Below are 10,827 nucleotides of genomic sequence, written 5' to 3'. Positions count from 1 at the left end.
ACGTGTTACTCACCCGTTCGCCGCTCGTGTACCCCGAAAGGCCTTACCGCTCGACTTGCATGTGTTAAGCACGCCGCCAGCGTTCGTCCTGAGCCAGGATCAAACTCTCCGTTGAAGACTCTAGATTCACAGCCGAAACTGCTAATCAGTCATAGACAAAAAGAGTCAAATCACTAGCAAAAAAACTCAACTAGCAAAAAATGTGTCGGCAACCATTCAGACGGAAGAATGAACAATCACCGACGAAAAATACTCACACCACACACAAACCAACCAAACCCCAAGAGGCGGTTGATCATTCGCGGATGTGAAGTACCAAATCAATTTTGGCACTGACATTCATCGACACACTGTTGAGTTCTCAAAGAACACGCACACACCATCGCTTCAACATGGTTGAAAGCTCCGGGGCAAGGGTTACAATCTTAGCTTGTTTGCTCACGGGAAGCAAGTTCCCGCTGAGCTTGACTGTCTCCGACTTCGTCCAACCGCGTGTCCCCGGCCTGTCGGTCGGGGTTGGTGTCCGTGTCGCTCTGACTTGGACAAAGTTACGCGAATGAAAACTGAGCGTCAAACGTGCAGGTCGCGGATGTTCGTCAGGTTAAATCCGCTGGTAGCCCGCCCGTAGGCGGGCCACCAGCGACCACAGGAGCCCCGCGAGAGCACTGTGACCCTACACACGTCAGTTCGAAAGTATTTTCACGCCGGCGAAATTGCGCTTTCCGCGCCGGACGACCAACCAGCTGCCGTGAAGCAGATCGGATGCGGCCGGCTCCCAGTCATCGGTCGAGACCTTCTGGTTGTTCACCGAAGCGCCGCCCTCCTTCACTGCACGCCGAGCGGCTCCCTTGCTCTCACACAAGCCGCTTGTCACGAGCAGATCGATGATCGTGCGTGGCTCCCCCGGCGCCAGTTCGCTGACAGACGCTTCCTTCAGCGCAGCAGCAAGCGTCGACTCGTCGAGTTCCGCCAGCTCCGCCTTGCCGAACAACGCCTGGCTGGCGAGCTCGACGGCGCGGGTGTTGTGTTCTCCGTGAACCAAGGTGGTCATCTCGGCGGCCAACCGCTTCTGTGCTTCGCGCGCATGCGGGCGCTCCGCCGTTGCCGTCTCGAGTTCCGCGAGTTCGTCTGCGGTCAGGAAGGTGAACCAGCGCAGGTACTTGATCACGTCGGCGTCGCCCGTGTTCACGAAGTACTGGTACCACGCGTACGGGCTGGTCATCTCGGGGTCGAGCCACAGACTGCCGCCACCGGTCGACTTTCCGAACTTCTTGCCATCGGCCGAGGTCACCAGCGGAACGGTCATTGCGTGAACACTCTCGCCGTCGACACGACGGTTGAGTTCGACGCCCGCGATGATGTTGCCCCACTGATCGGACCCGCCGACCTGCAGCGTGCAACCCAGATCGCGTCGCAAGTGCAGGTAGTCGTTGGCTTGGAGCAGCATGTAGCTGAACTCGGTGTACGACATCCCGTCCGACTCGAGACGACGCTTCACGGTGTCACGCGCAAGCATGACGTTCACGGAGAAGTGTTTGCCGACGTCACGCAGGAAGTCGATGGCCGACATCTTGCCGGTCCAGTTCATGTTGTTCTCGATGACCGCACTCGTCGGAGAATCGTCGAAATCCACGAATCGTTCGAGCTGACCACGGATGCGTCCCGCCCAGTCAGCGACAGTGTCGGCGGAGTTCATCGTCCGTTCCCCGACATCACGGGGGTCACCGATCAAGCCCGTTGCTCCGCCGGCCAGAACGATCGGACGGTTGCCGGCACGCTGAAAACGCTTGAGCGCGAGAAGCGGAACCAGGTGGCCTGCGTGCAAGCTCGGTCCGGTCGGGTCGAATCCCGCATACAGCGTGACAGGTCCGGCCTCGAGATCCTTACGCAAAGCGTCGAGATCGGTTGATTGGGCGATCAGCCCGCGCCAGGTCAGTTCGTCGAGAATATTCTCAGTCACGGACTCGATCATCCCATCTTCACGAAATGGCCGGTGCTCGCGGGCTTCGGCGATACGCGGACACCGCCGGCGAGTCCGGAATCCAGAGGCGCCACGGAACCTCCGCTGCGGTACTGACCCCCACCCGCGGTCCGCTGACCCATTCCTCGGGCTCCCTCAATTCGAGCCGAATCCGCGAGGCTGAGTCGAAAACGTCTGTCCCGTTGTCCGCCAGCGTGATTGCAACAGAAGCGCCGAGATTGCCTGGTCCTCTGGCCCATTGGTGAGATGGCCGATCCGGCGATCGCCGAGCAGACACCACATCGTGACCGGCTTCGATTTCAGCCGCTCGGAGCAGAACACCGCCCGCGACACCGTCCGGGCCGTACGAGATGTTCATACACAAGTGCATTCCGTAACTGCGGTAGACGTAGAGACGGCCCGCCCGCCCGAACATCACGCTGTTCCACGGCGTTCGCCCCCGATACGAATGTGCTGCCGGATCCGGCCAGGGCCCGTCCTTCTCCCCGCCGTACGCCTCGACCTCGACAATCCTCAGCGAAATGTCGTCGACGATCAGGGTCGAGCCGAGAATTGTCAGGCCCGCTTCCAACGGGTTCTCCACATTTTCCAAGGTCTCGATACTCACCCCTCGATTGTGCCCACGCCGTTGACTCTTCGGTCAGTCGAGTCGCATAATTCAACAAGTGATGAATTATTGAAACGAGGCGCACCGTGACCACAACGCCGGCAATAGACATCCGCGGACTACGAGTCATTCGCGGCAAGCGCGAAGTTCTCCACTCACTCGACCTGCAGGTTTCGTCAGGATCGATCACCGGACTGCTCGGCCCGTCCGGCTGCGGCAAGACAACCCTCATGCGCGCGATAGTCGGAACCCAGATCGTCGAAAGTGGTGAGGTCAGAGTCCTGGGGGATCTCGCCGGGTCCGTTGCCCTTCGCCGTCGGGTCGGGTATGTCACCCAATCCCCCAGCGTGTACGGCGACCTGACGGTTACTCGAAACGTCCAGTACTTCGGCGCTCTGTACGGCAAATCCAGCGCAGACGTCGCAGCAGCGGTCGACGCCGTCGGTTTGCGCAGATACGCCGATCAGACCGCCGCCGATCTGTCCGGAGGTCAACGCGGCCGAGTTTCGCTGGCATGCGCCTTGGTGGCGTCACCTGATGTGTTGATCCTCGACGAACCGACCGTCGGTCTCGATCCGGTGCTTCGCGTCGAATTGTGGGAACGATTTGCCGACCTCGCTCGCAGCGGAACCACCCTGTTGGTCTCCAGCCACGTCATGGACGAGGCCGATCACTGCGCCGAACTCATTCTGATGCGCGACGGCCATCTCCTCGCACAACTCTCCCCCGACGAACTCCGCGCGAAAACCAGATGTGAACGCCTCGAGGACGCCTTCCTCGAACTGATTCGAACCTCACCCGTGGGAGGCGAAATATCATGAGCATCAGGATCTTCGGTGCAACTACCGTTCGAATTCTGCTTCAGCTCCGCCAGGACCACCGCACCGTCGCCATGATCTTGTTGGTCCCGTCGTTGCTGATGATTTTGCTGTATTTCCTCTACCAGGACGTCCCGACTCCGCCCGGCCAGGTTTCCCTCTTCCAACGGGTCGCGATCACGATGTTGGGAATCTTGCCATTTGTCGTCATGTTCCTGGTCACGTCCATCGCCATGCAGCGCGAACGCAGTTCGGGAACACTCGAACGTCTGCTCACCACTCCGATGGGCAAGCTCGATCTTCTTGCCGGATACGGTGCGGCATTTTCGCTCTCAGCCGCCGCTCAGGCGGCTCTCGCGTGCGCTGTAGCTTTCGGATTTCTCGGGCTCACCATCGCGGGCAGTCTTGCGTGGGTCATCGTGATTGCAGTTCTCGGCGCGATCCTCGGCGTTGCTCTCGGTCTGTTGGCCAGTGCGTTCGCGAAGACCGAATTCCAAGCGGTGCAGTTCATGCCTGTTGTGGTGGTTCCGCAACTCTTCCTCTGCGGACTCCTCGTACCGCGCGACCAACTGCCGACCTGGCTCGAATGGATCAGCAATGTTCTTCCCCTGAGCTACGCCGTCGACGCTCTTCAACAAGTGTCGATGCATGCCGACGCGACGGGCCAGATGTGGCGTGATCTCGCGGTCATGGCGGGCTTTGCCGCCGCAGCGCTCTCGCTGGCCGCGGCAACACTCGATCGCCGAACGCCATGACCGACAACGAAACCGCCCCCGCACCGATTCGTTCCGGCCGTCGACCAGGCAAATCGGAGACTCGTGCGCAGATCCTCGAGTCTGCGCGACGAGCGTTCTCCCAGAACGGCTTTCGACGAACAACGGTCCGATCGATAGCCGCGGCCGCTGACGTCGATCCGGCCATGATTCATCACCATTTCGGAAGCAAGGAGCAGTTGTTCACCGCTGCGATCGCGCTACCGATCGATCCAACGCAGGTATTGGGACCGGTTCACGCCTCCCCGACCGAAGATCTCGGCGAAAACCTACTCAGGGCAGTGACGGGGCTGTGGGAATCGGAACATAAGCCGGCGATTCTGGCAGCATTTCGATCGGCCATTTCCGGCGACGGATCACAACTGATTCAGAGCTTTCTGCTCGATGTCGTCTTGCGCGACATCATTCCGCGGGTGGACACACCGACAGGCACCGGCCTGATCAGAGCGGAACTGGTGGCCTCTCAGATGGCCGGGCTGCTGGTCACGCGATACGTGCTCGGACTCGAACCACTCGCATCGTTGAGCGTGGACGCGTTGGTACCGCTGGTGGCTCCGAACCTCCAGCGGTACCTGACCGGTGAATTACCGATCTAACCTTCGGCCCGTGCGAGCAGCTTCTCGTGCTCGTCGTCCGCCACGTCGCGTGCCTCGTCGATCAACAGAACGGGAATGCCGTTCTCGATCGGGTACGCACGCCGCAGGCGCGGGTTGTAGAGCAACTCGTCCCCGACCAGCAACAGCGGGCCTTTGTCCTGGGGGCAGGCCAGAATGCTGAGCAACGTCGAATCAATAGCCACGTGAGTCCTCTCGAACCGATCAAACAGAATGTCCTCAGGCTACCGTGCTCCGGTACCCACTCTCGTCGGCATCAACTGGGCAGCAATTGCCTTGGTCAGCCGCTTGTACGACTGCGTCTCGGAATCGAGGAACCAGGTCCGTGGTCCTGGCGCCGGCAGACCGGCGGCTGCCAATGCAGTCGAACTCGGACGGTACGACGAACCCACCGGGATCTCGTCCACCACGTGCACGATGTCCGGACGAGCATCAAAAGCGATGCGCGAGAGTGCCTCTGCCAGTTCGGCAGAGCGGAACTGGCGTCCCGGACGCCATGTCACGGCAGCGACCGCCAGCTGATGTGGTGCGTCGCCGATGCCGTACGCGACGGCGAGATCTACTCGCGCCACACTCGACAGCGCGTCCACGATCGGCTGGGTGAACACGGGTCCGCGGAGCGTGGAGATCACCGTGTTCTTGTGATCGATCAGCCAGTAGTCGCCGTCGCCGTCCCGGCGGAAGAGATTCTCGGTCGGAATCCAGGAATCACCGGCCTGGAAGAGACCTCGCATGGCACCGCCCGAGAGATCAGCGGTGAATCCGGCACGCCCGAGCAATAATCCCACCTCGTCGTCGGCGCACTCACGGACAAATCCGTTGCCGTTTTCGAGAAGCCGACCGCTGAGCGGGTCGTAGGCCGCCAACCGCACCTGCGCGCTACCCGGAAGCGGTCGACCCTTGGAGCCGACCTTGGAGCCGGCGACGTTGGCGAGAATCACGTCACCTTCGGTCGACGCATAGAACTCGAGCACCTGCGCGGGGTCGAACGCCTCCGTGGTCCGCTTCCACAGACCGTGCGGCATTCCCGAACCGATGAACAGACGGACCGGATGGCTGCCGTCGATGAGAAGAAGATCCTCGTCGAGGATCTCGCGCATCATCGACCACGTGTAACTCACGACAGTCACGCCGTAGCGGTGGATCTCCTCGACGAATCGTGCCGGATTCAGTCCGCGCGAGAGCGCGATCCGTGACCCACCGGCCATCGCGCCACCGATGGTCGCGAGCAAACTCGACGAATGATGGAGCGGTGCAAGGCAGTACACGGTGTCGCCACGATCGAGATCTGCCGCCGTGGCCGTGCCGAAGGCCGACAGTGCCCACCGGTAGTTGGTGATCTGCTTGGCTTCGAGAACGCCGCCGGATTCCGCAAAGATGATGAAGGCGAGTTCACGGGCGACACCGGGATCCGGTCGGTACCACCCGGGCAGATTGACCTTCGTCGGATCGATTTGTTCGAGATCGATCACGTCGTGTGACGGATCCACCTCGAGGCCGCGGGCATCGCCGCCGCCGAGCACCAAGACCGGCCTACCGGTGACCACCGCAGCGTCGACGTTCTCCGGATCGGTGATGATCCGATCAACCGATCCCAGCTTGACCGCCGCCGAGATGTCGGACCCCGGCGGAAGCATGACGGCAACGGCGCCAAGGCGCGACAAGGCCGCGATGGCAGCGAGCGCGCTGGGACGGGTCTCCATCAGGACACCGACATGTGCTGCCGGGCGCACTCCCACGGAGATCAATCCGCGCACGACATTGTCGATGCGGGCGTTGACCGCTTCATAGGTGTGCACACGATTGTCGAAGAGGAAGCACTCTCCGTTCGGCGCCTTTCGACGCTGCTCCGCGAGCAATTGGCTCAGCGAGATCTTGGTGTGCGGCTGAATTTGGTTGAGCCGTGCCAAACGCGGCAATGCTCGTGCCGCCTCGCCGGACAATTCGAAAGTGCCGCGCAAGGCACCGGCGGCAAGGTCACTGATTCCCTTGGTGACTCCTGCTCCTACTTCGGCGACCGAGGCGACGGTGTGGATGATCCGATTGCTGATCGACACACCGGTCTGGTCTTCGAGGTCGGCGCCGTAGACCATGTTCGCGATACGGTCCGGAAGAGGCCCACCCGTCTCGGTCCACTGTACGAATTCACCGGTGGTCGGCCAGGTGTGATTGGCCGCGGTGGAACCGACAACCAATCCGAAATGACCTGCGCGCAAGGTAGATTCGTAGACCTTTGCCCGCGGCGCTGCCTGACTGATCCCACGGACCGCCTGGGGTTGACCGATGTCGTCGACCTCGCCGACGAATGCCAGGATGGGGCAGGTGATCTCGGCAAGCGAGACCAATTGATCCTTGATGACAAAACCACCGGTCATCATTCGGTTGTGCACGATGAACTGCTTGAGCAGTTCGGCAACCGCGGGCCCGGACCACGCGACCCAACCCTCGGTCGCGAGGAAGCGTCGCTGTTGTTCCCGCGGAAGCAAAGCCTCGCGGTCGTGCAGTTGCAGCAGGAAGTCGACGCGCATCTTCAGCGTCTTCACGGGATCGAGTAACTGGAACCCGGTGCGAGCCATCCACCCGGTGACCGCCAGGCGATTGAAGACGTGATCGGCGAGGAAATCCGCACCCTTGGTGGCCAATCCGGCCGGGATACCGAAGGGCAGCGCGGCGAGCGTGTCGACCGGACTGCCGAAGGTGATGACGCTGGCGATGTTTCGACTACGCCGATACGCGGCAGCTTGATAGGCGAACATGCCGCCCTGCGAATAGCCGGAGATGTGAACATCTTTACCGGTGTGACGGTGAATGTGGTCGATGATGTCACTGAGAGCGATGATGTGATCGGCGAGATTGCGATCCCAACCGCCCTCTTCGGAGTCGGGCGAACCGAAATCGACTACCCAGGGGTCCAGGCCCATCTCGTGCAGAATTCCCACAGCACCCTGGTCGCGGGTCACGTCGTACACGTTCGCCGACATCATCATCGGCGGGATCAGCACGATCGGTGCACCGACGGTTTCCGGATCACTGTCCGGGAAGTAGCGGCGGAGCCGGTACATCGCTGCGCGCTCGACGATCTCGAACGGCGATGTGGTCGCATCCGTTTCCAGCCCACCCAACCGGACGACCTCGAGGCCGTTTTGTGCTGTCGCAACCACCCGACGAATCGGGCCCAGCACAGACTTGGAATTCAATCCCACCATTTCACTCCCAAGTTTCTCACCATGTGACGTCAGTCTCATTTTTCCCGCGCGCAACAAGCCTACTGACGACGAATACGCGTACGCGGTCAGGGAGCAAATTCTGCTCCCTGACCGCGTGCGACCGAAGGACTACTGCCGAAAAGAGAGGGACAACACTCGTGACCGCGAGGTCAGAGGGTCCATTCCCGCAGTGACTGCGCCACTGCTTTGACTCCGTCCAGCTGCTCGGCGACCCGCACCCCCGCGGTGCCGCCGCGCGCATTACGCGAAGCGATGGAACCCTCGACTGTCAGCACCTCACGAACAGCGGGCGTCAGCGCGCTGTCGACGCCGGCCAGTTCCTCGTCCGTGAGGTCTTCGAGTCCGACACCTCGCGCTTCCGCGACACGCACACACGCTCCGGCAGCCTCGTGGGCAACCCGGAACGGCACGCCCTGACGCACCATCCACTCCGCGATGTCGGTGGCCAACGTGAACCCTGCCGGGGCAAGTTCCGCCATGCGCTCGGTGTGGAACTCGAGCGTCTGCACCAGACCGGTGATGGCCGGGAGCAACATCTCGAGCTGCGCAACAGAGTCGAAGACCGGTTCCTTGTCCTCTTGCAGATCGCGGTTGTACGCCAGCGGCTGAGCCTTGAGCGTCGCCAACAATCCGGTCAGGTTACCGATCAAACGACCCGACTTACCGCGCGTCAGTTCCGAGACATCCGGATTCTTCTTCTGCGGCATGATCGACGAGCCCGTCGACCACGCGTCGGCAAGCGTGATGTAGCCGAATTCCGGTGTGCTCCAGATGATGATCTCTTCCGCCATGCGGGAGAGATCGACACCGATCATCGCAAGCACGAACGCCGCCTCGGCCGCGAAGTCACGCGAAGCGGTTGCGTCGATCGAGTTCTCGGCCGAGCTGTCGAACTTCAATTCCGCTGCGATGGCTTCGGGGTCGAGACCGAGCGAGGAACCGGCGAGTGCACCGGAACCGTACGGGGACACCGCAGCTCGCACGTCGAAGTCGCGAAGGCGCTGCACGTCGCGCAACAACGGATGTGCGTGAGCGAGCAGGTGATGCGCCAACAAGACCGGCTGAGCCGCCTGCAGGTGCGTCTTGCCCGGCATCACGGCATCCGGGTGAGCCCCGGCCTGAGTCGCCAATGCGTCGACCACGTCGAGAACACCGGTGGAGATGCGGCGAACCGCATCCCGAAGCCACATGCGGAACAGCGTGGCCACCTGGTCGTTTCGCGAACGACCAGCACGCAGGCGCCCGCCGACCTCCGGCCCGACGCGCTCGATCAGACCGCGCTCGAGTGCACCGTGTACGTCCTCGTCCGAGTCACTCGGCCCGAAGGCACCGCTGGCGACATCTGCCGCCAGACGGTCGAGACCGTCGAGCATCGTCGCGAGGTCGGCCTCGCTGAGAAGACCTGCCTTGTTCAGCACACGAGCGTGCGCCTGTGAGGCCCGCACATCGTACGGAGCGAGGACCCAGTCGAAGTGAGTCGACTTGCTCAGCGCCGCCATGGCAGCGGCCGGTCCGGATTCGAACCGCCCACCCCACAGGGCGCCTTCGTTTGTTCCGTGGCTGCCAGTCACAGTCAGAGTCCCAGATCGCGCTTCGCGGCGACCTTCGACGACAGACCGTGGATCTCGACGAAGCCCTTCGATGCGGACTGGTCGAAGCTGTCACCCTCGTCGTACGTCGCAAGGTTGAAGTCGTAGAGCGACTCGGGGCTACGACGACCGTTGACGGTGATGGCTCCACCGTGCAGGAAGAGACGGATGTCGCCGGTGACGCGCTCCTGCGTCTTGTCGACGAACGTATCCAGTGCGTCCTTGAGGGGCGAGAACCAGAGGCCGTCGTAGACCAGCTCGGACCAACGCTGCTCCATCTGACGCTTGTAGCGACCGAGTTCGCGTTCGAGGGTGACGTGCTCGAGTTCCTGGTGCGCGGTGATGAGAACCATGGCGCCGGGAGCTTCGTAGATCTCACGGCTCTTGATGCCCACGAGACGGTCCTCGACGACGTCGAGGCGACCGACGCCCTGAGCGCCTGCCCGCTTGTTCAGTTCCTGGATGGCTTCGAGAACCGACACCGGGCGGCCGTCGATTGCTACCGGGCGACCCTTGTCGAAGCTGATGATGAGCTCGTCGGGTGCGTTCCAGTTGACTGTCGGGTCCTGGGTGTAGTCGTAGACGTCCTTCGTCGGCGCGTTCCACAGATCCTCGAGGAAACCGGTTTCGACGGCGCGGCCCCAGACGTTCTGGTCGATCGAGAACGGCGACTTCTTGGAGACGTTGATCGGGATGTTGTTCTCTTCGGCGAAGGCGATGGCCTTCTCGCGGGTCCAGGCGTAGTCGCGGACCGGTGCGATGACCTGCAGGTCGGGTGCGAGGGCGCCGAATCCGACCTCGAAGCGAACCTGGTCGTTGCCCTTACCGGTGCAACCGTGCGAGACGATGGTGCCGCCGTGCGAGCGTGCAGCTTCGACGATGTGCTTGACGATCAGCGGACGGCTGATAGCCGAGACCAGCGGGTAGCGGTCCATGTACAGGGCGTTGGCCGCGATGGTCGGCAGGCAGTACTCGTCCGCGAACTCGTCGCGGGCGTCGACGACAACGGATTCGACTGCGCCGCAGTCGATCGCGCGCTGACGCACGACCTCCATGTCCTCGCCACCCTGCCCCAGATCGATGGCGACGGCGACAACTTCAGCGCCGGTCTCCTTACCGATCCAACTGATGGCAACAGAAGTGTCCAGCCCGCCCGAGTAGGCGAGTACGACGCGATCGGCCATGGTTTTTGTGCTCCTTCGGTTGAAAATCTCTATC

The 10,827-nt window shown here is 62.0% G+C and carries 9 protein-coding genes and 1 rRNA gene; 3 read left to right on the top strand and 7 right to left on the bottom strand.

What is annotated here, in order from left to right; translation table 11 throughout:
• From G8767_RS24970 to G8767_RS24960, 3 genes are all read right to left on the bottom strand, one after another.
• A 16S ribosomal RNA gene (locus G8767_RS24970) occupies positions 1 to 115 on the bottom strand; the annotation flags it as partial.
• Positions 116 to 682: 567 nt separating this feature from the next.
• Positions 683 to 1,960, bottom strand: coding sequence for a tyrosine--tRNA ligase (gene tyrS / locus G8767_RS24965; RefSeq protein ID WP_166812426.1), 1,278 nt, complete (start codon positions 1,958 to 1,960; stop codon positions 683 to 685).
• A 19-nt stretch (positions 1,961 to 1,979) separates the two neighbouring features.
• Positions 1,980 to 2,588 carry a DNA-3-methyladenine glycosylase gene (locus tag G8767_RS24960; RefSeq protein ID WP_166812424.1) on the bottom strand — a complete coding sequence of 203 codons (609 nt, stop codon included), beginning with the start codon at positions 2,586 to 2,588 and terminating at the stop codon, positions 1,980 to 1,982.
• A gap of 86 nt (positions 2,589 to 2,674) precedes the next feature.
• On the opposite strand from G8767_RS24960, the gene G8767_RS24955 reads away from it, so the two are divergent.
• From G8767_RS24955 to G8767_RS24945, 3 genes are read left to right on the top strand one after another with little or no spacing between them, the layout of a single operon-like run.
• Positions 2,675 to 3,409 carry an ABC transporter ATP-binding protein gene (locus G8767_RS24955; RefSeq protein ID WP_166812422.1) on the top strand — a complete coding sequence of 245 codons (735 nt, stop codon included), beginning with the start codon at positions 2,675 to 2,677 and terminating at the stop codon, positions 3,407 to 3,409.
• Positions 3,406 to 4,161: an ABC transporter permease gene (locus G8767_RS24950; RefSeq protein ID WP_003944033.1), complete on the top strand. Its 756-nt coding sequence runs from the start codon at positions 3,406 to 3,408 to the stop codon at positions 4,159 to 4,161. Before G8767_RS24955 ends, G8767_RS24950 begins: the two co-directional genes overlap by 4 nt.
• On the top strand, positions 4,158 to 4,775 hold the full coding sequence (locus G8767_RS24945; protein ID WP_166812420.1) for a TetR family transcriptional regulator: 618 nt from the start codon (positions 4,158 to 4,160) through the stop codon (positions 4,773 to 4,775). Before G8767_RS24950 ends, G8767_RS24945 begins: the two co-directional genes overlap by 4 nt.
• On the opposite strand, the gene G8767_RS24940 is transcribed toward G8767_RS24945, so the two are convergent.
• From G8767_RS24940 to G8767_RS24925, 4 genes are all read right to left on the bottom strand, one after another.
• The gene (locus G8767_RS24940) at positions 4,772 to 4,978 is read right to left on the bottom strand and encodes a Trm112 family protein (protein WP_003944045.1); all 207 of its coding nucleotides are present in this window, start codon (positions 4,976 to 4,978) and stop codon (positions 4,772 to 4,774) included. The genes G8767_RS24945 and G8767_RS24940 overlap by 4 nt on opposite strands.
• A 39-nt stretch (positions 4,979 to 5,017) precedes the next feature.
• The gene (locus G8767_RS24935) at positions 5,018 to 7,999 is read right to left on the bottom strand and encodes an acyl-CoA synthetase (protein ID WP_166812418.1); all 2,982 of its coding nucleotides are present in this window, start codon (positions 7,997 to 7,999) and stop codon (positions 5,018 to 5,020) included.
• 170 nt (positions 8,000 to 8,169) lie between these two features.
• Complete coding sequence (gene argH, locus G8767_RS24930; RefSeq protein WP_124569788.1) at positions 8,170 to 9,591, bottom strand: argininosuccinate lyase; 1,422 nt, start codon at positions 9,589 to 9,591, stop codon at positions 8,170 to 8,172.
• A 2-nt stretch (positions 9,592 to 9,593) separates the two neighbouring features.
• Entirely contained in the window at positions 9,594 to 10,793 is a 1,200-nt protein-coding gene (locus G8767_RS24925) for an argininosuccinate synthase (RefSeq protein WP_003944066.1), read from the bottom strand.
• Positions 10,794 to 10,827 lie beyond the last annotated feature (34 nt).

Source organism: Rhodococcus sp. IC4_135 (assembly GCF_011602025.1).
In the GTDB taxonomy this organism is placed as follows: Bacteria; Actinomycetota; Actinomycetes; order Mycobacteriales; family Mycobacteriaceae; genus Rhodococcus_F; species Rhodococcus_F baikonurensis.
Note: the sequence above shows the minus strand (reverse complement) of the source record. Positions and strands in the feature narration are given on the sequence as shown.

Bases quoted from the DNA above. Each gene is read 5' to 3' on its own strand.
- G8767_RS24950 (WP_003944033.1), top strand. From the start codon at position 3,406: ATGAGCATCAGGATCTTCGGTGCAACTACCGTTCGAATTCTGCTTCAG.
- G8767_RS24945 (WP_166812420.1), top strand. From the start codon at position 4,158: ATGACCGACAACGAAACCGCCCCCGCACCGATTCGTTCCGGCCGTCGA.
- G8767_RS24925 (WP_003944066.1), bottom strand. From the start codon at position 10,793: ATGGCCGATCGCGTCGTACTCGCCTACTCGGGCGGGCTGGACACTTCT.
- G8767_RS24935 (WP_166812418.1), bottom strand. From the start codon at position 7,999: ATGGTGGGATTGAATTCCAAGTCTGTGCTGGGCCCGATTCGTCGGGTG.